General features: G+C 71.5%; 27 protein-coding genes. 13 read left to right on the top strand and 14 right to left on the bottom strand.

The window, feature by feature from the left end; genetic code table 11:
- Positions 1-46: 46 nt before the first annotated feature.
- From ACFWUY_RS20650 to hemL, 5 genes are all read right to left on the bottom strand, one after another.
- On the bottom strand, positions 47-784 hold the full coding sequence (locus ACFWUY_RS20650) for a cytochrome c biogenesis CcdA family protein (RefSeq protein ID WP_384110435.1): 738 nt from the start codon (positions 782-784) through the stop codon (positions 47-49).
- A 4-nt stretch (positions 785-788) separates the two neighbouring features.
- Entirely contained in the window at positions 789-1,424 is a 636-nt protein-coding gene (locus ACFWUY_RS20645) for a TlpA family protein disulfide reductase (RefSeq protein ID WP_384110430.1), read from the bottom strand.
- 77 nt (positions 1,425-1,501) lie between these two features.
- Positions 1,502-2,788: a hypothetical protein gene (locus ACFWUY_RS20640; RefSeq protein ID WP_384110692.1), complete on the bottom strand. Its 1,287-nt coding sequence runs from the start codon at positions 2,786-2,788 to the stop codon at positions 1,502-1,504.
- Positions 2,789-3,000: 212 nt separating this feature from the next.
- The gene (locus tag ACFWUY_RS20635; RefSeq protein WP_384110427.1) at positions 3,001-3,696 is read right to left on the bottom strand and encodes a histidine phosphatase family protein; all 696 of its coding nucleotides are present in this window, start codon (positions 3,694-3,696) and stop codon (positions 3,001-3,003) included.
- A 5-nt stretch (positions 3,697-3,701) separates the two neighbouring features.
- A complete protein-coding gene (gene hemL / locus ACFWUY_RS20630; protein ID WP_384110424.1) occupies positions 3,702-5,048 on the bottom strand; it encodes a glutamate-1-semialdehyde 2,1-aminomutase in 1,347 nt (448 codons plus the stop codon).
- A gap of 230 nt (positions 5,049-5,278) precedes the next feature.
- On the opposite strand from hemL, the gene ACFWUY_RS20625 reads away from it, so the two are divergent.
- Together ACFWUY_RS20625 and ACFWUY_RS20620 are read left to right on the top strand one after the other, a co-directional pair.
- Positions 5,279-5,881, top strand: coding sequence for a hypothetical protein (locus ACFWUY_RS20625; protein WP_384110421.1), 603 nt, complete (start codon positions 5,279-5,281; stop codon positions 5,879-5,881).
- Positions 5,882-6,055: 174 nt separating this feature from the next.
- Positions 6,056-6,475: a MerR family transcriptional regulator gene (locus ACFWUY_RS20620; RefSeq protein WP_384110689.1), complete on the top strand. Its 420-nt coding sequence runs from the start codon at positions 6,056-6,058 to the stop codon at positions 6,473-6,475.
- 303 nt (positions 6,476-6,778) lie between these two features.
- On the opposite strand, the gene ACFWUY_RS20615 is transcribed toward ACFWUY_RS20620, so the two are convergent.
- Positions 6,779-7,672: an ABC transporter substrate-binding protein gene (locus ACFWUY_RS20615; protein WP_384110417.1), complete on the bottom strand. Its 894-nt coding sequence runs from the start codon at positions 7,670-7,672 to the stop codon at positions 6,779-6,781.
- 266 nt (positions 7,673-7,938) lie between these two features.
- On the opposite strand from ACFWUY_RS20615, the gene ACFWUY_RS20610 reads away from it, so the two are divergent.
- A complete protein-coding gene (locus tag ACFWUY_RS20610) occupies positions 7,939-8,172 on the top strand; it encodes a hypothetical protein (protein WP_384110414.1) in 234 nt (77 codons plus the stop codon).
- 26 nt (positions 8,173-8,198) lie between these two features.
- On the opposite strand, the gene ACFWUY_RS20605 is transcribed toward ACFWUY_RS20610, so the two are convergent.
- Positions 8,199-8,783 carry a TIGR03086 family metal-binding protein gene (locus tag ACFWUY_RS20605; RefSeq protein ID WP_384110411.1) on the bottom strand — a complete coding sequence of 195 codons (585 nt, stop codon included), beginning with the start codon at positions 8,781-8,783 and terminating at the stop codon, positions 8,199-8,201.
- An 84-nt stretch (positions 8,784-8,867) separates the two neighbouring features.
- On the opposite strand from ACFWUY_RS20605, the gene ACFWUY_RS20600 reads away from it, so the two are divergent.
- A complete protein-coding gene (locus ACFWUY_RS20600; protein ID WP_384110407.1) occupies positions 8,868-9,758 on the top strand; it encodes a DUF6597 domain-containing transcriptional factor in 891 nt (296 codons plus the stop codon).
- Between the two features lie 14 nt (positions 9,759-9,772).
- The gene (locus tag ACFWUY_RS20595) at positions 9,773-10,336 is read left to right on the top strand and encodes a GNAT family N-acetyltransferase (RefSeq protein WP_384110401.1); all 564 of its coding nucleotides are present in this window, start codon (positions 9,773-9,775) and stop codon (positions 10,334-10,336) included.
- Here ACFWUY_RS20595 and ACFWUY_RS20590 read toward each other — a convergent pair.
- Positions 10,333-10,782, bottom strand: coding sequence for a GNAT family N-acetyltransferase (locus ACFWUY_RS20590; protein WP_384110397.1), 450 nt, complete (start codon positions 10,780-10,782; stop codon positions 10,333-10,335). The two genes, ACFWUY_RS20595 and ACFWUY_RS20590, sit on opposite strands and share 4 nt — an antisense overlap.
- A gap of 189 nt (positions 10,783-10,971) precedes the next feature.
- Between ACFWUY_RS20590 and ACFWUY_RS20585 the strand changes: the two genes are divergently transcribed.
- Positions 10,972-11,712: a Mut7-C RNAse domain-containing protein gene (locus tag ACFWUY_RS20585; RefSeq protein WP_384110393.1), complete on the top strand. Its 741-nt coding sequence runs from the start codon at positions 10,972-10,974 to the stop codon at positions 11,710-11,712.
- A gap of 86 nt (positions 11,713-11,798) precedes the next feature.
- Here the strand turns inward: ACFWUY_RS20585 and ACFWUY_RS20580 are convergent, their stop codons facing one another.
- Entirely contained in the window at positions 11,799-12,359 is a 561-nt protein-coding gene (locus ACFWUY_RS20580; RefSeq protein ID WP_384110388.1) for a TetR family transcriptional regulator, read from the bottom strand.
- A 115-nt stretch (positions 12,360-12,474) separates the two neighbouring features.
- Between ACFWUY_RS20580 and ACFWUY_RS20575 the strand changes: the two genes are divergently transcribed.
- Positions 12,475-13,899 (top strand): FAD-dependent monooxygenase, encoded by a 1,425-nt coding sequence (locus ACFWUY_RS20575; protein WP_384110382.1) that lies wholly within the window; start codon positions 12,475-12,477, stop codon positions 13,897-13,899.
- Between the two features lie 95 nt (positions 13,900-13,994).
- Here ACFWUY_RS20575 and ACFWUY_RS20570 read toward each other — a convergent pair whose 3' ends face one another.
- A complete protein-coding gene (locus tag ACFWUY_RS20570) occupies positions 13,995-14,477 on the bottom strand; it encodes a hypothetical protein (protein ID WP_384110377.1) in 483 nt (160 codons plus the stop codon).
- 75 nt (positions 14,478-14,552) lie between these two features.
- Between ACFWUY_RS20570 and ACFWUY_RS20565 the strand changes: the two genes are divergently transcribed.
- Positions 14,553-14,888 carry a YnfA family protein gene (locus tag ACFWUY_RS20565; RefSeq protein ID WP_384110374.1) on the top strand — a complete coding sequence of 112 codons (336 nt, stop codon included), beginning with the start codon at positions 14,553-14,555 and terminating at the stop codon, positions 14,886-14,888.
- Between the two features lie 68 nt (positions 14,889-14,956).
- Positions 14,957-15,721, top strand: a complete 765-nt coding sequence (locus ACFWUY_RS20560) for an SDR family NAD(P)-dependent oxidoreductase (protein WP_384110371.1) — start codon at positions 14,957-14,959, stop codon at positions 15,719-15,721.
- A 74-nt stretch (positions 15,722-15,795) separates the two neighbouring features.
- Here the strand turns inward: ACFWUY_RS20560 and ACFWUY_RS20555 are convergent, their stop codons facing one another.
- On the bottom strand, positions 15,796-16,989 hold the full coding sequence (locus ACFWUY_RS20555; RefSeq protein WP_384110364.1) for an RtcB family protein: 1,194 nt from the start codon (positions 16,987-16,989) through the stop codon (positions 15,796-15,798).
- 174 nt (positions 16,990-17,163) lie between these two features.
- Here ACFWUY_RS20555 and ACFWUY_RS20550 point away from each other — a divergent pair, with 174 nt between their 5' ends.
- The 3 genes from ACFWUY_RS20550 to ACFWUY_RS20540 all read left to right on the top strand — a co-directional run bounded on the left by ACFWUY_RS20550 (position 17,164) and on the right by ACFWUY_RS20540 (position 20,395).
- Positions 17,164-18,129 carry a DUF3558 domain-containing protein gene (locus ACFWUY_RS20550; RefSeq protein WP_384110362.1) on the top strand — a complete coding sequence of 322 codons (966 nt, stop codon included), beginning with the start codon at positions 17,164-17,166 and terminating at the stop codon, positions 18,127-18,129.
- Positions 18,130-18,256: 127 nt separating this feature from the next.
- Positions 18,257-18,994 carry a DUF3558 domain-containing protein gene (locus ACFWUY_RS20545; protein WP_384110359.1) on the top strand — a complete coding sequence of 246 codons (738 nt, stop codon included), beginning with the start codon at positions 18,257-18,259 and terminating at the stop codon, positions 18,992-18,994.
- 120 nt (positions 18,995-19,114) lie between these two features.
- The gene (locus ACFWUY_RS20540; RefSeq protein ID WP_384110356.1) at positions 19,115-20,395 is read left to right on the top strand and encodes a DUF2637 domain-containing protein; all 1,281 of its coding nucleotides are present in this window, start codon (positions 19,115-19,117) and stop codon (positions 20,393-20,395) included.
- An 88-nt stretch (positions 20,396-20,483) separates the two neighbouring features.
- Here the strand turns inward: ACFWUY_RS20540 and lysS are convergent, their stop codons facing one another.
- Entirely contained in the window at positions 20,484-22,208 is a 1,725-nt protein-coding gene (gene lysS, locus ACFWUY_RS20535; protein WP_384110353.1) for a lysine--tRNA ligase, read from the bottom strand.
- 191 nt (positions 22,209-22,399) lie between these two features.
- Between lysS and argS the strand changes: the two genes are divergently transcribed.
- A complete protein-coding gene (gene argS / locus ACFWUY_RS20530) occupies positions 22,400-24,175 on the top strand; it encodes an arginine--tRNA ligase (RefSeq protein ID WP_384110348.1) in 1,776 nt (591 codons plus the stop codon).
- 62 nt (positions 24,176-24,237) lie between these two features.
- Here the strand turns inward: argS and ACFWUY_RS20525 are convergent, their stop codons facing one another.
- Positions 24,238-24,507, bottom strand: coding sequence for a DUF1876 domain-containing protein (locus tag ACFWUY_RS20525; RefSeq protein ID WP_384110686.1), 270 nt, complete (start codon positions 24,505-24,507; stop codon positions 24,238-24,240).
- Between the two features lie 62 nt (positions 24,508-24,569).
- Positions 24,570-25,574, bottom strand: a complete 1,005-nt coding sequence (gene hemB / locus ACFWUY_RS20520) for a porphobilinogen synthase (protein WP_384110343.1) — start codon at positions 25,572-25,574, stop codon at positions 24,570-24,572.
- Between the last annotated feature and the right edge of the window lie 400 nt (positions 25,575-25,974).

The following is a 25,974-nucleotide window of genomic DNA, read 5'->3' as shown; positions in this document are numbered from 1 at the left end:
GTACCGGTCTCCGTCGTACCGGGAGTGTCGGTCGTGCTCATGGAACTCAGATCCCCACCGTGAAACCGCTGGACCAGCCCTGCATCGTGGCGACCATGCTGTCCCACGCGCCCGTGAGGAGCAGGACACCGGTGACGAGCATCATGCCGCCGCCGATCCGCATCACCCACACGTAGTGCTTCTTCACCCAGCCGAACGCGCCGAGGGCCTTGCGGAAGGCGACGGCGGCGAGCACGAACGGCACGCCCAGGCCGAGGCAGTACGCGAAGGCGAGTATCGCGCCGCGTCCCGCGCTGGCCTGCTCCAGGGCGAGGGCGTTGACCGAGGCGAGGGTCGGGCCGATGCACGGGGTCCAGCCGATGCCGAAGAGCGCGCCGAGGAGCGGGGCGCCGACCAGTCCGGCGACGGGCTTCTTGTGGAAGCGGAACTCGCGCTGGGTGAACCAGGGCATCAGGCCGAGGAAGAAGACGCCCATGAGGATCATGAGCACGCCGAGGACCGCGGTGAGCGTCTCGCGGTACTCCTGGAGGGTCGACCCGAAGTAGCCGAAGAGCGCCCCGCCGGACACGAACACGGCGGTGAAGCCGAGGACGAAGAGGACGGCCCCCGCGGTCATCCGGCCGCGTCGGCTCTCGGCGAGGTCGGTGCCGGTGACCCCGGTGACGTACGAGAGGTAGCCGGGGACGAGCGGGAGGACGCACGGCGAGAAGAAGGAAACCAGGCCGCCGAGGACCGCGAGGGGCAGGGCGAGCAGCAGGGCTCCGCTGGTGACCGTCTCGTTCACCGGGTCACTTCTCCTTGAGGAGGGGCTCGATCATCGACCGGAGCTTCTCCTCGTCGAGCGCCATGAGGGAACGGGCGGCGATCTTGCCCTCCTTGTCGAGGACGACGGTGGAGGGGATGCCCTGGAGGCTGAGGGTGCCCTTGGGGAAGCCGAAGAGGATCAGCTTGCCCTGCGGGTCGTAGAGGCTGGGGTAGGGCACCCCGTAGTCCTCTTCGAAGGCGAGCGCGGGCTGCTTGTTGGGGTCGCGGGTGTTGAGCCCGACGAACTCGACGCCCTTGCCCTTGAGGTCCTTGGCGACCTTCACGAAGTGCGGGGCCTCGGCGCGGCAGGGGCTGCACCAGGAGCCCCAGGCGTTGAGGACGACGATCTTGCCCTTGAGGTCGGCGACGTCGAGCTGCTTGCCGTCGAGGGTCTCGCCCGCGAGCTTCCCGGTGGCCGCCCGCTCGCCCTTGGCCGCGGTGGAGATGCCGCCCGTGTTGGTCACGAAGTTGGTGTCGCCACCGCCGCCGGACTTGCCGTTGCTGTCGCCGCCGCAGGCGGAGAGCGCGAGGGCGGCGGACAGCACTCCGACGGCGAGCAGGGTGCGCCGAGGGGCACGGCTGGAGCGGCTGGCGCGACCGGCACGACTGCTAAGGCTCATGTGAAAAGTTTCGCATGGGCGTTTGGGGGATCTTGGGCACCCCCCTACGTGCCCGTAAAGCCCCTTGTCAAGATCCTCTAAGCCGTCGGGGTGGAAGAGACGGGCGGGGTGGACGGGGTGGGCCTGAGGAAGGCGTTCCAGCCGCCGACGGGCTTCTGTCCGACGTCGAGCGAGCGCAGCTTCCCGAGGATGGCCGGGTCCTGGACGTCGAGCCAGTCCACGAACTGCCGGAAGGAGACGAGCCGGACGTCCTTCTTCCCGGCCATCCCCTTGAGCGCGTCCTCGACGGCGTCCATGTAGATGCCGCCGTTCCACTGCTCGAAGTGGTTGCCGATGTAGAAGGGCGCGCGGTTCGACTCGTACGCGCGCGTGAAGCCGCCGAGCAGGGCCCCGGCGGCCTGCTTGCGCCAGCCCGGGTAGCGCGAGGGCATGCCCTTCGTCGTGTTCTTCGACTGGTTGGCGAGGATGTTGTAGTCCATGGACAGGACCTCGAAGGAGTGCCCGGGGAAGGGCACGGCCTGGAGGGGCAGGTCCCAGATGCCCTGGCGCTTGTCGGGCCAGGTCTGCCGGCCGCCGGGCGAGCTGGCGTCGTAGCGCCAGCCCAGCCGCTTGGCGGTGGGGAGCAGGTTGTCCTGGCCGAGGAGGCAGGGGGTGCGGCCGCCGACGAGCTCCTTGGAGTAGTCGAAGGGCAGCGGTTCGAGGTCGGTCCAGCCGCTGTTCGTCTTCCACTCGGTGACGAACTTCATGGCCTGGTCGATCTCGCTCTGCCACTGGGCCGGGGTCCAGTTGCCGACGGAGCCCGAGCCGCCGCAGAAGTGCCCGTTGAAGTGGGTGCCGATCTCGTGGCCCTCGAGCCAGGCCTGCCGGACGTACTTCAGGGTGTCCTTGATGTGGTCGTCGGTGAGGTAGCCGATGTCGGAGGCGCCGACGCGGTTGTTCGGCGGGCGGTAGAGGTTCTTCTTCGACTCGGGGAGGACGTAGACCCCGGAGAGGAAGAAGGTCATCGCCGCGTCGTGGTTCTTGGCGAGTTCGAGGAAGCGCGGGAAGAGGCCGTTGCCGACCTCGCCGGCGCCGTCCCAGGAGAAGATCACGAACTGGGGCGGGGTCTGGCCGGGTTCGAGCGGGACGGGGGCGTCGGGCTGGTGCGGCTGCTTCCCGGTGTCGGCGGTGGAACCGTCGCCGATGAGCCGGACGTCCTCCTTGGTCGGGGTGGCCGTGCTCGGGTCCGCCGAGACGTCACCCCCCTTACCAGGTCCGGAACGTCCCGGCTTGTCCTTTTCGTTGACGCTGCACGCGGCGACGCCCATCGCCGCCGCGGCGCCAACGCCCGCTCCGAGCAGCCCCCTTCGACTGATCCCGTTGATCCCGCGCATGACATCCCCATTCGCGCTGACGTATGACCTGAACGTCATCCAAACCGACAATGAGTGAGATGCCGGGAGGAACACGTAGGTTCCCGGAAATAGCACAAAAATTTCAGGGCGACCGGTTGGCATGAACACCACCCGATCGCCCTGAACTGTGGACCGTCCGCTCCCGCGCTGTCCAGTGGGGCCGTACCGCGTCTACCGCATCTCTACGCCCCGAAGGCCTTCGACTTCCCCTTGGCCGGCTTCGCGCCCGCCCGCAGGTGCACGGGGACGAGGTCGAGCGCCGGCTCGCTGTACCCGACCGAGACGATCCGGTCGCCCTGGTACGTGAACGAGGTCAGCGAGGCCAGCGTGCACTGCCGCCGCCGCGGGTCGTGCCAGAGCCGCCGCTTCTCCACGAAGCTGCGGACGATCCAGATCGGCAGCTGATGGCTGACGCAGACCGCCTCGTGCCCCCGGGCCGCGTCCTTCGCCGCGTCGAGCGCGCCCATCATGCGGACGACCTGCTCGACGTACGGCTCGCCCCAGGACGGCTGGAACGGGTTGGTCAGGTGCTTCCAGTTCCCCGGCTTGCGCAGCGCCCCGTCGCCGACGCCGAAGGTCTTGCCCTCGAAGACGTTCGCCGCCTCGATCAGGCGGGGGTCGCTCGCCACGTCGAGACCGTGCGACTTGGCGACCGGCTCCGCCGTCTCCTGCGCCCGCTCCAGCGGGGAGGCGACGACGTACGTGATGTCCCGGCCGGCCAGGTGCTCGGCGACCCGGTCCGCCATCTCGCGGCCGAGATCGGACAGGTGGTAGCCGGAGCGCCGCCCGTACAGCACCCCGTCGGGGTTGTGGACCTCGCCGTGCCGCACCAGATGGACGACGGTGATGTCGCCGTTGCTTGTGTCGTTACTGCTCACGGCGCTCATGCGGTGGCCTCCGCCGCGGCGCGCGCGGCGGCCGGCAGGGCGGCGGCGATCCGCTCGACGGCCCGCTCGTCGTGGGCGGCCGACACGAACCAGGACTCGAAGGCGGACGGCGGCAGGTAGACGCCGTCGGCCAGCATCGAGTGGAAGAAGGCGTTGAAGCGGAAGGCCTCCTGCCGCTTCGCCTCGTCGTAGTTCCGCACCTCGTCGGCGGTGAAGAAGACCGAGAACATGTTGGAGGCGGTCTGCAGCCGGTGCGCCACACCCTCCTTGGCGAGCGCGCCGGTGACGAGCTCCTGGATCTCCCTCGACACCGCGTCGACCTTCTCGTACGCCGCGTCGTCGAGCAGCCGCAGCTGCGCGAGCCCGGCGGCGGTCGCGATCGGGTTACCGGAGAGCGTGCCCGCCTGGTAGACCGGCCCGGCCGGGGCCAGGTGTCCCATGACGTCGGCGCGGCCGCCGAACGCGGCGGCCGGGAAGCCGCCGCCCATGACCTTGCCGAAGGTCAGCAGGTCGGCCTTCACGCCGTCGACGCCGTACCAGCCGGCCTTCGAGGTACGGAAACCGGTCATCACCTCGTCGGAGATGTACAGCGCGCCGTTCTCCCGGCACAGGTCCGCGAGCCCCTGGTTGAAGCCGTCCACGGGCGGCACGACGCCCATGTTGCCGGGCGAGGCCTCCGTGATGACACAGGCGATCTCGCCCGGGTGCGCGGCGAAGGCGGCGCGCACCGCGGCCAGGTCGTTGTAGGGCAGCACGATCGTGTCCCCGGCCTGGGCGCCCGTCACGCCGGGCGTGTCCGGCAGCCCGAGGGTGGCGACGCCGGAACCGGCCGCGGCGAGCAGCGCGTCCACGTGGCCGTGGTAGCAGCCGGCGAACTTGACGACCTTGGCGCGTCCGGTGAACCCGCGGGCGAGGCGGATCGCGGACATCGTGGCCTCGGTGCCGGAGGAGACGAGCCGTACCTGCTCGACCGGCTCGATCCGCGCGACGATCTCCTCGGCGAGCGCGACCTCGCCCTCGCCGGGCGTACCGAAGGAGGTGCCGCGGGCCACGGCCTCCTGCACCGCGGCGGTGACCTCGGGGTGCGCGTGGCCGAGGATCATCGGCCCCCACGAACACACCAGGTCGACGTACTCACGGCCGTCCGCGTCGGTGAGGTAGGGGCCGGAACCGGACACCATGAACCGGGGCGTTCCGCCCACGGCCCGGAAGGCACGCACCGGTGAGTTCACGCCGCCGGGCGTCACGAGGGAAGCGCGGTCGAAAAGCGTCTGTGAGACTGGGGCTTCGTATGAATACGGCACTGTGATCCTGACCTGCGAGAACGACTTCGGGCACGACATCGGGGACGGAGGGACGGCATGGACATCCTGGCTATGACACCGGGGCATTCCCCCTCCGCGTCTGCGAAACTGGGGCGTCATAGGGATGACTCACGGAATCCATGGTGTCAGAGGCCACGGCGTTCTTGCGGACAGGTGTTTCACCGTACGAACGCGGGGGAGGTCACTGACACGATGATCGGGTCGCGCGGCGGGGTCGTGTTGCCGAGAAAAAGCAGTCGGGTGGAGATATGCATCGCGGTGGCGGACCGGGCGAGGGGACGGACGACCTGGGTCCGGAGTCTGCCCGGCGGGGCAGGCACCGGCGCCGGCGGGCGGAGGACCCGGCCGCGTCGGAGCGCCGGACGAGCCCCGAGCCGGCCGCGGAACCACCCCCTGCGACCGGAGGTCGGAGCTTGGGGGTGACGTACAAGTACTTCGGCGCGCCCAACAGCGCGACGGCGGCCCGGGTCCCGATCTCGATGCGTCCGGAGGAGCTCGGCGGTGACGAGCTCGGCATGGGCGGCATGTTCACCAAGATCAAGCCGGAGACCATAGCGGCCATGGTCCTGACCGGCATCCAGGGCATGCCCCTGCACAAGGTGCCACCGCTGGAGCTGGTGGTGCTGCACCCGGACTACGCGGTGGTGAAGCTGCCGATGACCGTGGTCGACCCGCTCCGGGCGATCGGCGAGGAGTCGGTCGGCGCCGCCGCCTTCATCTGGTCCACGGTCCCCGACCGCGGCGGCCCGCGCGACGCCTTCGACGTCTACCAGCTGCTCCACGAGTGGCAGGACTTCTCCGTCCGCCTCCACGAGGCGGGCCACCAGCCGTACTGCCTGGTGTGGCCGTGAGCTGAACGCCCTAAAGGTCCTGCGGCCAGGCGTTTCGCCACACTTCCGGCACTCATAAGTGCTGAAGTTAGGACGAATCGGATGTAATGCGCGGAAGCCGCACCCCCTGTGGGGGTCCGATACGTCCTGGGGGAGCCCGCACGAGGAAGGACCTGACGCGTGAGCGGAGTACGAATGACCGGCGAGCCCATGCAGATCGGCGAGGTCGCCGCACGGACCGAACTGTCCCTGCGGACGATCAGGCAGTACGAGGACAGCGGCCTGGTCGTCCCGTCCGCGGCCTCACCGGGCGGCTTCCCGCTCTACACGGACGCGGACGTGTCCCGGCTGATGGTGGTCCGCCGGATGAAGCCGCTCGGCTTCACGCTCGACGAGACCCGTGAACTCCTCATGGCCATGGACCGGCTGGCCGCCGAGCGCGCGGGCACGGACACGGAGCTCGAACCGGACGAGCGGGCCGAGCTCCTGGCCCGCGTCCGCGGCTACGAGCAGGCGGCCGCGGAACGGGTCGCCGAACTGCGGACCCAGCTCGCCCGCGCGGAGGAGTTCGCCGACTCCCTCCGCCGCACCCGCCTGACGGCCGCACCCGCCTGACGGCGACATCGGCCTGAAGAGGCACTGGCCTGACCGGTGGGCCGGTGACCGGCCCGGGGCGGCGACCGACCCGGGCGGTCCGACCGGACCGACGGACAGCACCCGATCATCCGACTGCCGGCGGACGGTGGCCAAACGCCCGACCAGCCGGCGGCGGCCTGAGCGCCCGCCCGGACCGGCGGGCGGCGACCCGAGCACCCGACCGTCCGACGAGGGCCTGAGCCGTCCGCCCCGGTCGGCGGCAGCCCGAGCAACCGGCCTGGTCGGCGGCAGCCCGAGCAACCGGCCCGGCCTGCCGGCCGTTCAGGTGGTGAGCGCTTCGGCGAGGTCCCGGAAGAAGCGCGCGTACGCGGCCGGACTGGGCGGGGTCTCGGGGTTCCACGGAGTGGTCCGGACGCCGGACAGGGCCTGGCCGGGCGCCGTGGCATGGGCGCGGTTGTCGAAGAGGACCAGGTCGGGGCGGAGTCCAGTGGCGTGGTCCCAGTCCGCGGTGAACCAGTTGGCACCGGGCCCGGGCCCCGGGTCGACCAGCCGGACGCCGAGCTCGGCGAGGCGCGCCAGCTCGGGCCAGGCCTGCGGCCGGGCCAGGTGCACCTGATCGGGACCGGCCCCCGAGAGGGCGAGCACGGCGAGCCGGCTCCGGGCGGCGGCCTCCCGGAGCGCGTCCTCGGCGGCCCGGAGCCCGCCCGGAGGGCCCACCGCCGACACCTCCGTCGCAGCCGACAGCTCCGTCGCCGCACCGGAGCCCGGGACGTCGGACTCCGGCGCGGCCCCCAGGCTGACGGCCAGCGCGCCGAAGCGGTCGAGTATCGCCGCCAGCGTGAGTTCGTTGCCGACGGAGAGCGCGACGAGCGGCACCCCGGCCCGTTCGGCGACGGCCTCGTCGAGCGCGTACGGACTCTTCCCGTCGTAGGTGACGTCGACGATCACGTCCGGCCGCAGCTTCCGCAGCAGCTCCTCGTCCAGGCTCCGGCCCGGTCCGAGGTACGTCACCCCGGCCGCCCGCAGCCCGCCCTCCTTGGCCGGATCGAGGACCTCGCCGTCGTGCCCGGAGCCGTACACGGCGACCGGCGTCACGCCCAGGTCGCACAGCGCCGCCCCCGCCCGCACGTACGCGATCACCCGCCGCGGCGCACGCGCCGCCCCCAGCTCCGTACCCCTGTCGTCCGTGAATCCCCACGGCTGCGCCCCGGACATACGGCTGCTCCCTCCCCGGCCGGAATGTGCCTCTTCCGCCACCTTGGAGCGGTTCCCCGGCACGCACAAGAGGGCCTTCCGCCCCCGGTCGGCGACCGGAGGCGGAAGGCGGTGCCCCGGTCCCGGACCCCCTGCCGAAAATCCCCCACAGTGGTGTTAACTGAACAGATCGGGAGGAAGCAGCAGGAACCACCGGCGCCGCCGTGCCCGTCGCGCCATCTCCCGGGGCGCCGCGTGCGGGCGGTCCTCACGCCCTGGAGTGAGCCATGTCCTTGCCCGGACCGTTCGCCGACCCCCGTGTGATCACGTTCTTCGGTCTGCTCGCCGTCTCGACGGTGGTGTGGCTGTCACGGAGCCTGTGGTCCCGCGACCGGGCGGGTACCCCGCTGGAGCGCGTCTGGCACCCTCAGGAGTCGGTGGAGCTGACGCCCGCGGAGGAGCATGCCTTCGGACAGGTCGTCTCCCAGCTCTCGCCGGACCCGCCGGGCCGCACGCGCTGAGCGGCGAGGGCCTGGGACCGGCCGCCTCAGGCCGCCCGGTCCCGCGGATCGCGTCCCGTCGTGGCGAGGAGCCGCTCGAAGACGGTGGCGTCTCCGGGCAGGTCGACCGCGTCGCCGAAGACCTTCATGCTCCGGGCCATCGGCGCCATCCCCTCCACCTCCTCGACGAGCCCCGCGACCACCGCCGGATCGGGCGCGAAGCTCCGCCCGGTGGCGCGGGCCAGGTCCCAGGCGTGCACGGTCAGGTCGAGCAGCACCATGGACCCGACGGTCCGTGCGGGCAGCCCCATGGCTCCGGACGTGCCCTCCTCCGCACCGGGCGCCGACCAGGCCTCGACGAGCTTCCCCGTCTCGGCCCCGAAACGCTCGCGCCAGTCCGCTTCGGCGAGCCGGTCGGGGGTGTGGGAGAAGTCGGCCGGCTGCTTGGCGGCGAGGGCGCGGAAGTTGACCACGACGTCGAAGAGGTGGTTGAGCAGGGCGCGCACGTCGTACTCGGCGCAGGGCGTGGGCAGGCCGAGCGACGCGTCGACGGTGTCCCTGACCAGGGGTGTGGCCTGCGCGGCGGCGGTACGGAGCAGGTCACCGATACGGGGCGGGGCTACGTTCGTCATGGAATCGATGCTGGGGGAGCATGCCCGCCCGGGTCTTGAAGAAACGCGCCAGGGCGCGGGCGCGCCCCGTCCTAGCATCGGAGGATGTCCGCTTCCGCTCCCCGCCGGGACACCCGGGGCATCGTCGACCCCGCCGAACTGCTCTCCCGGGTCCGCTTCCGCCGTCACCTGCCGGCACCGGAACTGCGGCCCTACCTGGAGCACTACTGGCTGATCGACTGGGAACTGCCGGAGCCGTACGCGAGCCACGTCGTCCCGCATCCGTCGGTGAACATCGTCTTCCAGCGGTACGGGCCGCTCGGTGCCCCGGAGGCGGCGGCGGAGACGTCCGCCGAGGTCGCAGGGGTGGGACTCGGCCTGTTCACCCACAAGCTGACGGAGGCGGGCCGGGTCTGCGGCGCGCAGTTCCGTCCCGGCGGCTTCCGCCCCTTCGCGCCCGCGTGGCCGGTGTCGGCCTGGACGGGCCGCCGGGTTCCCCTCACGGAAGTGTTCCCGGAGTCGAGCACGGGCACCGACCAGGCGTCCGTGGACCAGGTGCCCGCCGACCGGCTGTCCGCCGTCCTCTCCCCCGACACCGACCACGCGCGCGTGGCGGCGCTCGACGCCTTCCTCCTGGCCCACGGCCCCGTCCCCGATCCGGACGCCGAGCGGGCCATGGAGCTCGTGGACCTGATCCGCGCGGACCGGTCGGTCCGCAAGGTGTCCCGGCTGGTCACGGCGACGGGCCTGTCCGCACGCTCGCTCCAGCGTCTCTTCGCGACCCGTGTCGGCGTCGGCCCGAAGTGGGTGATCCTGCGCTACCGCATCCACGAGGCCCTGGAACGCGCCGAAGCGGCGGAGACGGCGGGCACCCCGGACTGGGCGGCACTGGCGGCGGAGCTCGGCTACAGCGATCAGGCCCATCTCGTACGGGACTTCACGGCGACGATCGGGGTGCCGCCGGCGGCGTACGCCCGCGGACTGTCGGTGCCCTGACCTACCGTACGGACATGGAGACCAACACCTCGCCGGTACGCCTGGAACCGTGGTCCGAGGACGACGCCGACCTGCTGCGCGCCCTGAACGCGCCCGCGTTGATGGAGCACCTGGGCGGCCCGGAGACCGAGGAGCAGCTGGTCCGGCGCCATCGGCGGTACGTGGACCTGAGCGCGGACGCCACGGGTGCGGGGCGGATGTTCCGGATCGTGCTGCTGCCGGAGGAGGCCGTGGTGGGCAGCATCGGCTACTGGGCGCAGACCTGGGACGACGAGCCGGTGTACGAGACCGGATGGGCGGTGCTGCCGGGCTTCCAGGGCCGGGGCCTGGCGACGTCCGCCACGCGCGCGGTGGTCGCGGAGGCCCGGGCCGCCGGCCTCCGCCGCCATCTGCACGCGTTCCCGTCGGCGGACAACGCCGCTTCGAACGCGGTGTGCCGCAAGGCGGGGTTCGAGCTGCGCGGCGAGCGGGGCTACGAGTACCCGCCGGGCCGCCCGATGCGCTGCAACGACTGGCGCCTCGACCTGGAGAAGCCGGTCCGGGAGCCGGTCCGGGAGCCGGTCCGGGAGCCGGTCTAGGAGGCGTCCCCCGGCGCGGTGAGCGGCCGGGTGAAGTGGAAGGCCACGATGTCGAAGCGCTCGCGCAGGTAGAAGCGGTGGGCTCCGGTGCGGTGGGTGCCGGAGTCCAGGTTGAGCTCGTGGCAGCCGGCGGCGTGGGCGTGGGCCTCCAGGTGGGCGATGAGCGCGTGGCCGACACCGGTGGAGCGGCTGGTGGCGGCGGTCACGAGATCGTCGACGTAGAGCTTGCGCAGGGAGCTGGTGTTGTTGACGATCCGCCAGCCGGCCGCGCCGACGCAGCGGCCGTCGTCCGCGTAGGCGGCGCTGAACCGGAGCCCCTGCGGGTGGCCGGCCTCGTAGACCTCGCGGAAGAGCTCCGGGGTGAGGTGGGGACGGAGTTCGGAGAGGACCGGCAGGAGATCGCTCTCCAGCCGGGGGTCCCCGAGTTCGAGGTCGATGATCTTCATGGCGGGACGGTACCGCAGGCTCTTGTCCCGGCCGGCACCTCGTACCCGCCCCGGCACGGGCAGGCACCCCACCGCCTCTGCCCCACCGACTCCACCGGTCCGTCCGCCGGCCCACTCGCCCGCCCGTCGTTCGCCGCCCGACGCCGAATTCCCTGGCCGCCCGTCCCGGGACGATGCCATCCTGTCCTCGTGAACGGACCGGAGATCCAGATCAGTTTCGCCCCCGTCCTGGGGCTCTTCGTCTCGGTGGAGCGGCGCGCGGGCCGCACGTCCGTGATCACGGACGGCGCCTCCTCGCTCGGCCACGTCGTGGAGTCGCTCGGCGTGCCGCTCACCGAGGCGGGGAGGCTCCTGGTCGACGGCCGGCCCGTCGAGGCCTCGCACGTCCCGGTCGCGGGCGAGACGGTCGAGGTGGAGGGCGTCGCCCGTCCGCAGCCGGTGCGGCCGGGCGCACCGCTCCGGTTCCTGCTCGACGTGCACCTGGGCACGCTGGCCCGGCGGCTGAGGCTGCTCGGGGTGGACGCGGCGTACGAGAGCGAGGACATCGGCGACCCGGCGCTCGCCGCGCTCTCCGCGCGGGAGCGGCGCGTGATGCTGTCCCGGGACCGCGGCCTGCTGCGCCGCCGCGAACTGTGGGCGGGCGCGTACGTCTACAGCGACCGGCCGGACGAGCAGCTCCGTGACGTCCTCGAGCGGTTCGCGCCCCCGCTCGCGCCCTGGACGCGGTGCACGGCGTGCAACGGGCGGCTGAGCGACGCCGACAAGGACGCGGTCCGCGAGCGTCTGGAGCAGGGCACGGAGAAGACGTACGACGTGTTCGCCGAGTGCGTGGAGTGCGGCCGGGTCTACTGGCGCGGCGCCCACCACAGCCGTCTGGAGGAGATCGTCTCCGACGCGGTACGGGAGTTCGGCGGCGCGACGACCGGCTGACGGGAGACCGCGGCCGGACCCGCGTCGCCGCCCCGCACCCGCGCGCGGGTCTCTCAGCGCGTCTCGGCGACCCGCACGCGGGTCCCTCAGGGCGTCTCGGCGGTCAGGTAGCGCTGCACGGTCGGGCCCAGCCAGGCCACGATCTCCTCGGTGGACATGTCCACGGCCGGCGGCAGCCGCAGGACGTAACGGGTGAGCGCCATGCCGAGGATCTGGGACGCGACGAGCGCCGCCCGGTGCGGGGCCTCCGCCGGGTCGGGGCAGACGCCCCGGGTGACGGGCCCGAGCTGCTGGGCGAAGATCTCCCGCATCCGTTCGGCCCCGGCCTCGTTGGTGACCCCGACCCGCAGCATCCCGGTGAGGACGTCGTCCCGCTCCCAGCGCTCCAGGAAGTGGGTGACGAGGACGGCCCCGATGTGCTGCGCGGGCAGCCCGCCCAGTTCGGGGAGGCCGATCTCGATCTCGGAGGCGGCCGCGAACAGCCCTTCCTTGTTGCCGTAGTAGCGCATCACCATCGAGGGGTCGATCCCGGCGTCACGGGCGATGGCCCGGATGGTGGCGCGGTCGTATCCGTCGGAGGCGAAGCGCTCGCGGGCGGCCTCCAGGATGGCGGCCCTGGTGGTGTCGGAGCGGCGGGCGGTCGTCATACCAACGACTGTAGGCCAACAGGCGTTGACACTCCACCGAGGCTGCCCCTACAGTTGCCAACAAGCGTTGACCAACAGACGTTGGCCAACGGTCGTGGGCACCCTGGAGGCAGCCATGAGCACCACGGAGAAGACCGACACCCAGGTACTCGTCATCGGCGCCGGCCCCACCGGCCTGCTCCTCGCCGGCGACCTCGCCGCCGCCGGCGTCGACGTCACCCTCGTCGAGCGCCGTCCGCACGGCCTCGCCAACATGACCCGCGCCTTCGGCGTCCACGCCCGCACCCTGGAGCAGCTCGACGCCCGCGGCCTCGCGGACGAACTCCTCGCCACGGGCACGACCCTCCCCCTCGCCCGGCTCTTCGGCCGCTTCGACCTCGACCTCACCCGACTGCCCAGCCGCTTCAACCACCTGCTCGTCACCCCGCAGTACGAGGTCGAGCGACTCCTGGAGCGCCGCGCGGTGGCCGCCGGAGTCACCTTCCGGTACGAAACGGAGCTGCGGGGACTGCGCCAGGACGCCGACACGGTCACGGCCGAGCTCACCGGCCCCGACGGAACCCCGCTCACCCTCACCGCCCGCCACCTCGTCGGCACCGACGGCGTCCGCAGCGCGGTCCGCACCGCCCTGGGCCTGCCGTTCCCCGGCCGCTCCGTGATCCGCTCCATCGTCCTCGCCGACGTCCGCCTCGCCGAGGAACCCACCGACTCGTTCACCGTCAACGGCTCCGGCGACACCTTCGCCTTCCTCGCCCCCTTCGGCGACGGCTGGTACCGGGTGATGGGCTGGAACCGCACCCGCCAGGTCGCCGACAGCGAGCCCGTCGACCTCGACGAGGTCCGTGAGATCGCCCGCCGCGCCCTCGGCACCGATCTCGGCATGCACGACCCCCGCTGGATCTCCCGCTTCCACAGCGACGAGCGCCAGGCCCCCGCCTACCGGGTCGGCCGGGTCTTCCTCGCCGGAGACGCCGCCCACGTCCACTCCCCCGCCGGCGGCCAGGGAATGAACACCGGCCTCCAGGACGCCGCCAACCTCTCCTGGAAGCTCACCGCCGTCCTGCGCGGCGATGCACCCGACCCCGAGGCACTCCTCGACAGCTACCAGTCCGAGCGCCACCCGGTCGGCGCCATGGTGCTCCGCAGCAGCGGCGCGATCGTGCGCCTCGCGATGGCCCACACCCCGCTCACCCGCGCCGCCCGTTCCCTCGCCGCCCGCACGCTCAACGCGCTACGGCCCGCCTCCGCGCGCGCCATGGGCATGATCAGCGGCATCGGCATCGCATACGCGCCCCCGGCGGGCTCCAGCCGCCCCGCGGGCCGCCGCGCGCCGGACCTGCGACTGCGCGAGGGACGGCTCTACGAGCTGCTGCGCGGCGGCGAGTTCGTCCTGATCGCCCCCGAGGGCGAGCCCCCGGCCCTGCCCCGCACCGTCCCCGTCTCCCCGGAGCGCCTCGTACGGGCCACCTGGGCGGACCCGTCGCGCCGGACCGCGGTACTGGTCCGCCCCGACGGCTACGTCCACTGGACGAGCCGCTGACCGGAGCGAGCGGGCACCGGAAGACGCACGGGAACCCGGTGCCGGAGTGGGCATCAGAAGACGCACGGGCATCCGATGGTGAAGCGGGCCGGGGATCAGAAGACGTACGGATCCCCGGTGGCGAGCACCAGGACACGGTGCCGGTCGTTCGCCGGATTCCGATCGGCCACCCCGCCCCGCCAAGCCGTCGTGATGTCCACGGTCAACTCGTCCGGAAGCCCCGCGGTCCGCAGATCGAGTGCCAGCTCACCCACGCCGCCCGCGGCCCGCAGCTCACCCGTACGGCACGACACCACCCGGTCGCTGCTCCACAGACAGGCCGGCGGCAGCTCCTGGCCACCCGCCATCGGCACGGAGAAGGCCAGCCGGACCGTCGCCTGGGAGACGTCCGAGGGTCCGTGGTTCCCGCTGACCAGCCAGACACCCACCCTCCCGTCCCAGAGGGAGACATGACCGTGATGGGTCAGATCCGCCTCGGCCCCGCCCGTCGGACCCACGGCACCGGCGGTCGCGCCCGCACCCCACACCACCGCGGCCGCGAGAGCGACCCCGAGCACACCTTTCCGCATTCCACGCATGAGGCCAAAATACCCACAGATCATCCCATGGTCTGACAATCCATCAGCCAGCGTGTCCCATGGCACGCTCACCCCATGCTGACCGCCCGCTCCCTCGCCCTCTTCGCCCTCGCCGCCCTCTTCGAGATCGGCGGCGCCTGGCTCGTCTGGCAAGGTGTCCGCGAGCACCGCGGCTGGATCTGGATCGGCGGCGGAGTCCTCGCCCTCGGCGCCTACGGCTTCGTCGCCACCCTCCAGCCGGACGCTGAGTTCGGCCGCGTCCTCGCCGCCTACGGCGGAGTGTTCGTGGCGGGATCCATCGCCTGGGGCATGGCGGCCGACGGCTACCGGCCCGACCGCTGGGACGTCATCGGAGCCCTCGTCTGCCTCGCCGGCATGGCCCTGATCATGTACGCCCCGCGAGGCCGCTGACCGGCGGCCCCACCTATCCTGACCGGGCGACCGACGTCATCGACCACCCGCGCGAGGAGCACCCCGTCATGACTGCCCCCGGTACCCCCATCGCCGTCATCACCGGAGCGAGCAGCGGAATCGGCGCCGCCACCGCCAGGCAGCTGGCCGCCGCCGGCTACCGCGTGGTCCTCACCGCCCGCCGCAAGGACCGCATCGAGGCCCTGGCCGCCGAGATCAACGAGGCCGGCCACCAGGCCACCGCCTACGCCCTCGACGTCACCGACCGCGCCGCCGTCGACGAGTTCGCCACCGCGTTCCGCAGCCTCGCCGTCCTCGTCAACAACGCCGGCGGCGCCCTCGGCGCCGACCCCGTCGCCACCGGCGACCCCGACGACTGGCGCCAGATGTACGAGGTCAACGTCATCGGCACCCTGAACGTGACCCAGGCGCTGCTCCCGGCCCTCACCGCGAGCGGCGACGGCACCGTCGTCGTCCTCTCCTCCACCGCCGGCCACTCCACCTACGAGGGCGGCGCCGGCTACGTCGCCGCCAAGAACGGCGCCCGCGTCCTCGCCGAGACCCTCCGCCTGGAGATCGTCGGCACCCCGGTCCGCGTCATCGAGGTCGCCCCCGGCATGGTCAAGACCGACGAGTTCGCCACCACCCGCTTCCGCGGCGACACCGACAAGGCCGCCAAGGTCTACGCCGGCGTGGCCGAACCCCTCACCGCGGACGACGTGGCCGACACCATCACCTGGGCCTGCACCCGCCCCCCGCACGTCAACATCGACCTCCTGGTCGTCCGCCCCCGGGCCCAGGCCTCCAACACCAAGGTCCACCGCGAGCTGTAGAGCCGAGAGAGGGCCGGCGCACCGCGCCGGCCCTCCTCGTCCCTCACCGGTCCGTCAGGCCCCCGCCCACCGGCTCAGCCCTTCACGCAGATGACCTGCTTGAGCTTCGCGACGACCTCCACCAGGTCGCGCTGCTGGTCGATGACCTTCTCGATCGGCTTGTACGCGCCCGGGATCTCGTCCACGACGCCGGAGTCCTTGCGGCACTCCACACCCCGCGTCTGCTCCTCCAGGTCCCGCGTCGAGAAGCGCCGCTTCGCCGCGCTCCGGCTCATCTTCCGGCCTGCCCCGTGGGAGGCCGAGTTGAACGAGGCCGCGTTGCCGAGGCCCTTCACGATGTACGAGCCGGTGCCCATCGAGCCCGGAATGATCCCGAACTCCCCGGAGCCGGCCCGGATCGCGCCCTTCCGCGTGACCAGCAGGTCCATGCCCTCGTACTGCTCCTCCGCCACGTAGTTGTGGTGGCAGGAGATCACCTGGTCGAAGGTCACCCGCGCCTTGCGGAACTCCCGGCGGACGACCTCCTGGAACAGCGCCATCATGATCGCGCGGTTGTACTTCGCGTACTCCTGCGCCCAGAAGAGGTCGTTCCGGTAGGCCGCCATCTGCGGGGTGTCCGCGACGAAGACCGCCAGGTCACGGTCGACGAGACCCTGGTTGTGCGGCAACTTCTGCGCCTCGCCGATGTGGTGCTCGGCGAGCTCCTTGCCGATGTTCCGGGACCCGGAGTGCAGCATCAGCCAGACCGCACCCGACTCGTCGAGGCAGAACTCGACGAAATGGTTTCCGCTTCCGAGCGTCCCCATCTGCTGTCGCGCCCGTTCATGACGGAACTTGACCGCGTCCGCGACCGTGTCGAACCGCGACCAGAAGCCGTCCCACCCCGCCGTCGGGAACTGGTACAGCCGCCCCGGGTCCACCTCCGTGCGGTGCATCCCCCGGCCCACCGGAATCGCCTGCTCGATCTTCGACCGCAGCCGCGACAGATCGCCCGGCAGGTCGTTCGCCGTCAGCGACGACTTGACCGCCGACATCCCGCAGCCGATGTCCACACCGACCGCCGCCGGACAGACCGCGCCCCGCATCGCGATCACCGAACCGACCGTCGCGCCCTTGCCGTAGTGCACGTCCGGCATCACGGCCAGGCCCTTGATCCACGGCAGCGTCGCCACGTTCTGCAGCTGCTGCATGGCACCGCCCTCCACCGTGGCGGGGTCGGCCCACATCCGGATCGGCACTTTCGCCCCAGGTACCTCTACGTACGACATACTCCCTCGATTCCCCCGAAAAGCCTGATAACGCAAAAACCGGAGCCAAAGCCCGTACAGGTGACAGCGGACCGGCATCAACAGCTGCGTGTGCGATAGACATTGTGTCCATCGGCCGGGTTCGCGCGGCAAACAGTTTTCGGGAAAGACTTCGGGAGAAGGGAGCCTGGGACCGTGCAGCGAAAGAGGTACGCCCCCGGCCGCACCGGGTCCACGGCTCGCACCGCCGTCGTCCTCGCACTCGGCCTCGGCCTCGGGATCGGCCTCGCCGGATGCTCCGCCGGCCCCCCGGTGGACGACATCGCCGTCGACGCCAAGGCCGGCCCCGCCGCGCCCGTGGCACCGCCCGGCCGCTACCGCACGCTCTTCGAGCCCTGCGGCTCCGTCCCGCCCGGCACGCTCAAGGATCTGCTCCCGGGCGCCGCCGCGCTCGCCGAAGCCGAGCGCGGCAAGGCGTACCGGGGCGTCGCGGCCGTGACGTACGACACCGACCGGCGTGTCGGCTGCACGTGGAAGGCCGACACTCCGGACGTCTCGCACCGGCTGATGCTCGACGTCGAGCGGGTCGTGTCGTACGACACCGCCGTCAGCGACGACGCCCGGGCGCAGGAGGTGTACGTCCGCAAGCAGCTCGCGGCGGGCATCCCGCTGCCCCCGACGGCCCCACCGACCCCCACGGCACCGACGGCCCCCGCGACCGCGTCGAGCGGCGCCACGCCCCCGAACGCGAGCACCGGCCCCGGCCAGACCCCGGGCAAGACCCCGCAGGGCGCGGCCACACCGAAGAGCACCGCGCCGCCCCACCCCCCGACGGGCGCCACCACCCCGGCCACGGGTACCGGCACGGCCACGGGTACCGCCACCGGTCCCACCCCGACCGGCGACCCCGCCTCCACCGGCCTCGAACCCCGCGTCCTCGACGGCCTCGGCGACGTCGCGTACCTGAACGACGTCGTCAGCACGGTCGGCGCGAACGGCCGTGCGCGTGCCGTCAGCGTGGTGTTCCGCACATCCAACGTCATCGTGACCGTCTCCTACCGGGAGCAGACGACCGGCTCGGCCGAAGGCCCGGACAGCCGGGAACTGCAGGAAAAGGCCCGGAATCTGGCCCGGCTGCTCGCCGAGCGCCTGGAGGAGTAGCGGTTCGGCTCCCCACCGTGAGCGGGCGGCGACCACGTAACGTGTCGCCGTACCCGTGGCCCACCAGCACCCGTGCCCGGGCCGCCGGAGCCCCGGCCGGACCGCACGACAAGCGACTGAAGGAACCATGCAGCGATCAGCCCCGCGACTCACCCGCATACTCGCCTGCGCCGCCGTCCCGGTGATGCTCGTCGTCGCCGGCTGCTCCTCGGACTCCGGCGACGGCGGCTCCGGTGCGACGGGGTCGAAGGACAAGGGCGGCGCCTCGGCGTCCGCGACCCCTTCGCCCTCGCAGACCACGAAGACGGTCGAGCCGGCGAGGTTCGCGGAGCTGCCCCAGGCGTGCAAGGCGATCTCCGCCAAGACGACGGCTTCGCTGGTGCCGAAGGCGAAGACGAAGAACGGTACGCCCGCCCCCTCCAGTGATCTCACCAGCCGTGGCGGCTGCTCGTGGAACGGTCTCGCGGACATGGGTGTGAAGGGCTCGCAGTACCGCTGGCTCGACGTGTCGTTCTACCGGTACGAGTCGGACGTCACGCTCGGCAGCGGTCAGGAGCGGGCGCAGGCGAACCTGGCGAAGGAGCTCGCCAAGATCGAGGAGACTCCGGGCGCGAAGAAGGTCCGTACGGCCACGGCCACGGGCATCGGCGACGAGGCGAAGACCGTCGCGTACCAGCTGCGGAAGACCGATGAGGACTTCGTGTACGGCTCCGTCGTGGCGCGTACGGGCAACGTCCTGGTGCTGCTCTCGTACAACGGTGCCGGGTACGCGGGCGCGGCCACCCCGTCGGAGAAGACCGTCATGGCGGGAGCGGTGAAGGCGGCGAAGGAAGCCGTGGCCGCGGTCGCCGCCGCCAACAAGTAGTCACAAACCAGCGCACAGTGGCACGTGCGTGCGGAGCCCGTCCCTCCCCCGGGGGCCGGGCTCCGTGTGCATGTGCCACTCTGTGCGCGCGGGTTGTCCAATGACGGGAGGGGATCGCGGGTGGCCGCGATGCAGCTGACACGTACACACCGAATACTCATCGGTCTCGTCATCGCCGGTGCGCTGATCATCGCGGGGATCGGTTTCGCGGGTTCGTACGCCGCCGTGCGCGAGCTCGCTCTCGACAAGGGTTTCGGTACCTTCTCGTACTTCTTCCCGATCGGCATCGACGCGGGCATCTGTGTGCTGCTCGCCCTCGACCTGCTGCTGACGTGGCTGCGGATCCCGTTCCCGCTGCTGCGGCAGACGGCGTGGGTGCTGACGGCGGCGACGATCGCGTTCAACGGCGCGGCCGCGTGGCCGGACCCGCTGGGTGTCGGGATGCACGCGGTGATCCCGGTGCTGTTCGTGGTGGCCGTCGAGGCGGCCCGGCACGCCGTGGGCCGGATCGCGGACATCACGGCGGACAAGCACATGGAGGGTGTCCGGCTGACGCGCTGGCTGCTGTCTCCGGTGCCGACGTTCCGGCTGTGGCGTCGGATGAAGCTGTGGGAGCTGCGTTCGTACGAGCAGGTGATCAAGCTGGAGCAGGAGCGGCTGATCTACCAGGCGCGTCTGCAGGCCCGTTACGGCCGGAGCTGGCGGCGGAAGGCTCCGGTGGAGGCGCTGATGCCGTTGCGTCTGGCCCGGTACGGCGTCCCGCTGGCGGAGACGGCGGCGGCGGGCCTGGCGGCGGCCGGCATCGAGCCGGCCCTGCTGCCCCCGCAGCCGCAGGCGCAGCAGCTCCAGCCGCAGCAGGCGCCCCAGCTGCAGCCGGCGGTGCAGGGACCCGTCCCCGTACCGCAGCAGTCACCGCAGGTGCCGCAGCAGGCGCCGTCGGCGCAGCAGCAGGCGCCGCACGTCGGGCTCGCGCAGGTGGAGGCGGAGGCGCCCGGCGGGCCCGTGAACCACGAGAGCCCCTGGTTCGACGCGCAGCAGATCACCCCGAAGACGTACGAGGGCACGTACAACCCGCAGATCGTCGATGGTCTCGAGCCCACGCCCGTCCCGGTCCCGCAGGGCCCGGAGGACGTCCCTCCGCCGGGGCCCGAGCAGTTCGTCGAGTATCCGGAGTACGTGGAGCCGGACCAGCAGATCGACGAGTTCCGTGAGGTCGTCTACAAGCTGACCTGGGCGTACGCGGTGGAGCATGACCGCTTCCCGGAGGACGCGGAGCTCGCGGCCATGGTGGCCGAGCACCAAGGGACTCAGCAGCTCGGTAACCCCGCTCTGCTGCAGCAGGTGATCCCCGGGATCCAGCAGCAGATCCAGCAGGACATGCAGGACTACCGCACCGCCTGACCTTCGAGATGACCTTCGAGGCCACGGCAAAGGGCCGCCACCCGGTCTCCGGGTGGCGGCCCTTTCACGCACTCACGCACTCACGCACTCACGCGCCGAGCAGCTTCCTCACCCGGTCCGCGCCGACGGCGAGGAGCAGCGTGGGCAGTCGGGGCCCGGTCTCCCGGCTCACGAGGAGCTTGTAGAGCAGGGCGAAGAAGGCACGCTGGGCCAGCTTCAGCTCGGGCGTCGGCTTGGCCTCGGGGTCGAGACCGGCCATGACCTTCGGGACGCCGTAGACGAGGGTGGTGAGCCCGTCGAGCGACCAGTGGGTGTCGAGGCCCTCCAGGAGCAGGCGGAGCGACTCGCGGCCCTCGTCGTCGAGGGAGCCGAGGAGCTCGGTGTCGGGCTCCTCGCGGACGATGGTGCGCTGGTCGGCCGGGACCTGGCTGGTGATCCAGTTCTCGGCGCGGTCGAGCCGGGGCCGGACCTCGTCGAGGGAGGTGACGGGGTTCTCCGGGTCGAGTTCGGTGAGGATCCGGAGGGTCTGCTCGTCGTGCCCGGCGGTGATGTCCATGACCGAGGCGAGCGTCCGGTACGGCAGCGGGCGCGGGGTGCGCGGGAGCTCGCCGGCGGCCGTGCGGGCGGCGCGGGAGTACGCGGCGGCGTCGGCGGGCAGCACGGTGCCGTCGGCGACCTTGGCCTCCAGCTTGTCCCACTCGTCGTAGAGCCGCTGGATCTCCTGGTCGAAGGCGATCTTGAAGGACTGGTTGGGCCTGCGGCGCGCGTACAGCCAGCGCAGCAGCGGGGCTTCCATGATCTTCAGCGCGTCGGCGGCGGTCGGTACTCCACCGCGCGAGGAGGACATCTTGGCCATGCCACTGATGCCGACGAAGGCGTACATCGGGCCGATGGGCTGGACGCCGTCGAAGATCTCGCGGACGATCTGGCCGCCGACGACGAAGGAGGAGCCGGGCGAGGAGTGGTCGACGCCGGAGGGCTCGAAGATGACGCCCTCGTAGGCCCAGCGCATCGGCCAGTCGACCTTCCAGACCAGCTTGCCGCGGTTGAACTCGCTGAGCTTCACGGTCTCGGCGAAGCCGCAGTTCGCGCAGGTGTAGGCGAGCTCGGTGGTCTCGTCGTCGTACGAGGTGACGGTGGTGAGGTCCTTCTCGCACTGCCCGCAGTACGGCTTGTACGGGAAGTAGCCGGAGGCACCGCCGGAGCCGTCGTCCTCGCTCGCGGCACCGGAGCCCTCCTCGGCCTCCAGCTCGGCCTCGTCGACGGGCTTCTGCGACTGCTTCTTCGGGGCCTTCTTCGTCCGGTACTGGTCGAGGATGGCGTCGATGTCACCGCGGTGCTTCATGGCGTGCAGGATCTGCTCGCGGTAGGCACCGGCGGTGTACTGCTCGGTCTGGCTGATGGGGTCGTACTCGACGCCCAGCTCGGCCAGTGACTCGACCATGGCGGCCTTGAAGTGCTCGGCCCAGTTGGGGTGGGGCGAGCCGGCGGGGGCCGGGACGGAGGTCAGCGGCTTGCCGATGTGCTCGGCCCAGGACGCGTCGATGCCCTCGATGCCGTTCGGCACCTTGCGGTAGCGGTCGTAGTCGTCCCAGGAGATGAGGTGCCTGACCTGGTACCCGCGGCGGCGGATCTCGTCGGCGACCAGGTGCGGGGTCATGACCTCGCGGAGGTTGCCCAGGTGGATCGGGCCGGACGGGGAGAGGCCGGAGGCGACGACGACCGGTTTGCCAGGCGCACGTCGCTCCGACTCGGCGATGACCTCGTCCGCGAAACGGGAGACCCAGTCGGTCTCGGTGCTGCTCTGAGCCACGGTCGGTACGTCCTTCTTCCTGAGGGGGTTCTGCCTGACGGCCCTGCGTAAGCCATTCTCCCAGACGGAACAACACTCTCCGAGGTTGTCCACAGTCCGAGGTCGTCCACAGGCGGGGAAATCACGTTGCGCTCCCGTGGGACACTTGACAAGCGAATTAGACCTGACGGACTCAACAGGAACGGAAGCTCATGGCCTCGGTCCCTTCCCTCGCTTCGACCGTGCAGCAGCGCCTCGCGGACGGACTCTCGGCAGCCCTGCCGGAGGCCGCGTCCGCCGACCCGCTGCTGCGACGAAGCGACCGGGCCGACTTCCAGGCCAACGGCATCCTGGCGCTGGCCAAGCGGCTCAAGGGCAATCCGCGTGAGCTGGCGACCCAGGTCGTCGCGGCGATCCCGGAGAACGACGTCCTGAAGGAGATCGAGGTCTCGGGCCCCGGCTTCCTGAACATCACGGTGACCGACGCGGCGATCGTGCGGACCCTCGCGGCCCGCGCCGCCGACGCCCGGCTCGGCGTGCCGTTCAACGAGTCGGCGGGCACGACGGTCGTCGACTACGCCCAGCCGAACGTGGCGAAGGAGATGCACGTCGGGCACCTGCGCTCCGCCGTGATCGGCGCCGCGATGGTGGAGATCCTGGAGTTCACCGGCGAGAGCGTGGTCCGCCGTCACCACATCGGCGACTGGGGCACCCAGTTCGGCATGCTGATCCAGTTCCTGATCGAGCACCCGCACGAGCTGGACCACAAGGCCGAGGGCGGCGCCGAGGTCTCCGGTGAGGAGGCCATGTCGAACCTGAACCGGCTCTACAAGGCCTCGCGTGCCCTCTTCGACTCCGACGAGGAGTTCAAGAAGCGGGCCCGCGCGCGCGTGGTGGACCTGCAGGCCGGTGACGAGGAGACGCTCGCGCTCTGGCAGCGGTTCGTCGACGAGTCGAAGATCTACTTCTACTCGGTCTTCGACAAGCTCGACATGGACATCCGGGACCCCGACGTGGTCGGCGAGTCCGGCTACAACGCCATGCTGGCGGAGACCTGCCGCCTCCTGGAGGAGTCGGGCGTCGCCGTCCGCTCCGAGGGTGCGCTGTGCGTCTTCTTCGACGACGTGAAGGGCCCGGACGGCAACCCGACCCCGCTGATCGTCCAGAAGTCCGACGGCGGTTTCGGGTACGCGGCGACGGACCTGTCGGCGATCCGCGACCGGGTGCGGAACCTGAAGGCGACGACCCTGCTGTACGTGGTCGACGCCCGTCAGTCGCTGCACTTCAAGATGGTCTTCGAGACGGCCCGCCGGGCCGGCTGGCTGAACGAGGACGTGAAGGCCGTGCAGCTGGCCTTCGGCACGGTCCTCGGCAAGGACGGCAAGCCGTTCAAGACCCGTGAGGGCGAGACGGTCCGGCTGGTGGACCTGCTTGACGAGGCCGTGGACCGGGCGACGTCGGTGGTGCGCGAGAAGGCCGAGAAGGTGGGCCTGACCGAGACGGAGATCGTCGAGAACGGCCAGTACGTGGGCATCGGCGCGGTCAAGTACGCCGACCTGTCGACGTCCGCGGCGCGGGACTACAAGTTCGACCTGGACCAGATGGTCTCGCTGAACGGCGACACCTCGGTGTACCTGCAGTACGCGTACGCGCGGATCAGGTCGATCTTCGGGAAGGCCGGCGACCGTGTGCCGCTCGCGCACCCGGAGCTGGAGCTGGCCCCGGCGGAGCGCGCACTCGGCCTGCACCTGGACCAGTTCGGCGAGGTGATCGCCGAGGCGGCCACCGAGTACGCGCCGCACAAGCTCACCGCGTACCTGTACCAGCTCGCCTCGCTGTACACGACGTTCTACGACCAGTGCCCGGTCATCAAGCCGGCGCCGGCGCAGGAGGTCGCGGAGAACCGCCTCTTCCTCTGCGACCTCACCGCCCGCACGCTCCACCAGGGCATGGCCCTCCTGGGCATCCGGACGCCCGAGCGCCTCTGACGCTCCCGGCAGCCGCGAAGGCGAAGCCCCCGGCACGGGATCCCGTGCCGGGGGCTTCGTCGTCAGCGAAGGGAGTGCGAGGTCCGGCCCGACACCTCGTCGATCTCCGTATGCGCCTTCTGCAGCAGCTGGGAAGCGAGGTCCATCAGGGCGCGCGCCCCCGCGATCTCCTCACCCACCCGCAGCTGCTCCGGATCGGAGGGGTGCCGGTTCGCGGTGCCGTGGGCCCGGAACTCGGTGCCGTCGGAGAGCCGGACCATGGCCGCGGCCCGCGTCCGGTCGCCTTCCTCCTGGAACTCCATCTCCACATGCCAGCCGACAAGCGTGTGCATCATGAGGACCACCTCCAGAGAGGTACCTGTCGGGTACCTCTCCAGGGTGCGCCGGACGGCCCCTACTGGCGAGCCGACCCCAGGGTCCGGGCGACCTCGGTGGCCCAGTAGGTCAGGATCAGCTGCGCGCCGGCCCGCCGGATGCCGGTGAGGGTCTCCAGGATGGCCTTGTCGCGGTCGATCCACCCCTTCTCGGCGGCCGCCTCGACCATCGCGTACTCACCGCTGATCTGGTAGGCGGCGACGGGCACGTCCACGGACTCGGCGACCTTGGCGAGCACGTCGAGATACGGCCCCGCCGGCTTCACCATCACCATGTCGGCGCCCTCCTCCAGGTCGAGGGCGAGCTCGCGCATCGACTCGCGGAGGTTGGCGGGGTCCTGCTGGTAGGTCTTGCGGTCGCCCTGGAGGGAGGAACCGACGGCCTCGCGGAAGGGGCCGTAGAAGGCGGAGGAGTACTTCGCGGTGTACGCGAGGATCGACACGTCCTCCTTGCCGATGGTGTCGAGGGCGTCGCGGATGACTCCGACCTGCCCGTCCATCATCCCGGAGGGGCCGACGACGTGGACGCCGGCGTCGGCCTGGACCTGGGCCATCTCGGCGTAACGTTCCAGCGTGGCGTCGTTGTCGACCCGGCCGTCGGCGTCCAGGACGCCGCAGTGGCCGTGGTCGGTGAACTCGTCCAGGCACAGGTCCGACATGATGACCAGCTCGTCGCCGACCTCGGCCTTCACGTCCCGGACGGCGACCTGGAGAATCCCGTCCGGGTCGGTCCCCGCCGTACCGGCGGCGTCCTTCTTGGCGTCCTCGGGCACGCCGAAGAGCATGATCCCGGAGACCCCGGCCTCCAGCGCCTCCACGGCGGCCTTCCGCAGGGTGTCCCGGGTGTGCTGGACGACCCCGGGCATGGCCTGGATCGGCACGGGCTCGGTGATCCCCTCGCGCACGAACGCGGGGAGGATCAGATCGGCGGGGTGCAGCCGGGTCTCGGCCACCATCCGCCGCATGGCAGGCGTCGTCCGCAGCCGCCGCGGCCGCGCCCCGGGAAAGGATCCGTACGAGTTCATGCCCCGAGGCTACGCCCGCGGCCACGGTGCCTTTGCCAACAGGTTGTGGGCATACGCCCCACCCCCGTCGCGGAACACATCCGCCCCCCACCCCACGTAACCGCACGCCCGACCCCCACCCCCGCGCAGCCGCACGCCCCGCCCCCACCCCGTGCGGACAGTAGTCCCGTCCCACCCCGTGTGACCGCACGCCCCACCCCACCCCACCCCACCCCCGTGTGGGCAATCGTCCCGCTGGGGCGGGACGGGTGGGCACACGGGACGGCGCCCTCGGCGGCGCCTGCGCCCCTTGTGCCTGGACCCGCACCATGAGCGCGCCACCTCCACCCGAACCCGCATCAGCAGGCCCCGGCAACGCAAAGGGCGCGGGCCCCGAAAGGACCCGCACCCCAGTGCCCCG

This window comes from Streptomyces sp. NPDC058664 (assembly GCF_042716635.1).
Taxonomy (GTDB): Bacteria; Actinomycetota; Actinomycetes; order Streptomycetales; family Streptomycetaceae; genus Streptomyces.
The sequence above is the reverse complement of the archived record's forward strand: the minus strand, read 5'-3'. Positions and strand labels throughout refer to the sequence as shown.

What these genes read in the sequence shown, in the direction of transcription:
- ACFWUY_RS20645 (WP_384110430.1), bottom strand. Translation starts at nt 1,424, where the DNA reads ATGAGCCTTAGCAGTCGTGCCGGTCGCGCCAGCCGCTCCAGCCGTGCC.
- hemL (WP_384110424.1), bottom strand. Translation starts at nt 5,048, where the DNA reads ATGTCGTGCCCGAAGTCGTTCTCGCAGGTCAGGATCACAGTGCCGTAT.
- ACFWUY_RS20625 (WP_384110421.1), top strand. Translation starts at nt 5,279, where the DNA reads ATGCATCGCGGTGGCGGACCGGGCGAGGGGACGGACGACCTGGGTCCG.
- ACFWUY_RS20620 (WP_384110689.1), top strand. Translation starts at nt 6,056, where the DNA reads ATGACCGGCGAGCCCATGCAGATCGGCGAGGTCGCCGCACGGACCGAA.
- ACFWUY_RS20615 (WP_384110417.1), bottom strand. Translation starts at nt 7,672, where the DNA reads ATGTCCGGGGCGCAGCCGTGGGGATTCACGGACGACAGGGGTACGGAG.
- ACFWUY_RS20610 (WP_384110414.1), top strand. Translation starts at nt 7,939, where the DNA reads ATGTCCTTGCCCGGACCGTTCGCCGACCCCCGTGTGATCACGTTCTTC.
- ACFWUY_RS20605 (WP_384110411.1), bottom strand. Translation starts at nt 8,783, where the DNA reads ATGACGAACGTAGCCCCGCCCCGTATCGGTGACCTGCTCCGTACCGCC.
- ACFWUY_RS20600 (WP_384110407.1), top strand. Translation starts at nt 8,868, where the DNA reads ATGTCCGCTTCCGCTCCCCGCCGGGACACCCGGGGCATCGTCGACCCC.
- ACFWUY_RS20595 (WP_384110401.1), top strand. Translation starts at nt 9,773, where the DNA reads ATGGAGACCAACACCTCGCCGGTACGCCTGGAACCGTGGTCCGAGGAC.
- ACFWUY_RS20590 (WP_384110397.1), bottom strand. Translation starts at nt 10,782, where the DNA reads ATGAAGATCATCGACCTCGAACTCGGGGACCCCCGGCTGGAGAGCGAT.
- ACFWUY_RS20580 (WP_384110388.1), bottom strand. Translation starts at nt 12,359, where the DNA reads ATGACGACCGCCCGCCGCTCCGACACCACCAGGGCCGCCATCCTGGAG.
- ACFWUY_RS20575 (WP_384110382.1), top strand. Translation starts at nt 12,475, where the DNA reads ATGAGCACCACGGAGAAGACCGACACCCAGGTACTCGTCATCGGCGCC.
- ACFWUY_RS20570 (WP_384110377.1), bottom strand. Translation starts at nt 14,477, where the DNA reads ATGCGTGGAATGCGGAAAGGTGTGCTCGGGGTCGCTCTCGCGGCCGCG.
- ACFWUY_RS20565 (WP_384110374.1), top strand. Translation starts at nt 14,553, where the DNA reads ATGCTGACCGCCCGCTCCCTCGCCCTCTTCGCCCTCGCCGCCCTCTTC.
- ACFWUY_RS20560 (WP_384110371.1), top strand. Translation starts at nt 14,957, where the DNA reads ATGACTGCCCCCGGTACCCCCATCGCCGTCATCACCGGAGCGAGCAGC.
- ACFWUY_RS20555 (WP_384110364.1), bottom strand. Translation starts at nt 16,989, where the DNA reads ATGTCGTACGTAGAGGTACCTGGGGCGAAAGTGCCGATCCGGATGTGG.
- ACFWUY_RS20545 (WP_384110359.1), top strand. Translation starts at nt 18,257, where the DNA reads ATGCAGCGATCAGCCCCGCGACTCACCCGCATACTCGCCTGCGCCGCC.
- argS (WP_384110348.1), top strand. Translation starts at nt 22,400, where the DNA reads ATGGCCTCGGTCCCTTCCCTCGCTTCGACCGTGCAGCAGCGCCTCGCG.
- ACFWUY_RS20525 (WP_384110686.1), bottom strand. Translation starts at nt 24,507, where the DNA reads ATGCACACGCTTGTCGGCTGGCATGTGGAGATGGAGTTCCAGGAGGAA.
- hemB (WP_384110343.1), bottom strand. Translation starts at nt 25,574, where the DNA reads ATGAACTCGTACGGATCCTTTCCCGGGGCGCGGCCGCGGCGGCTGCGG.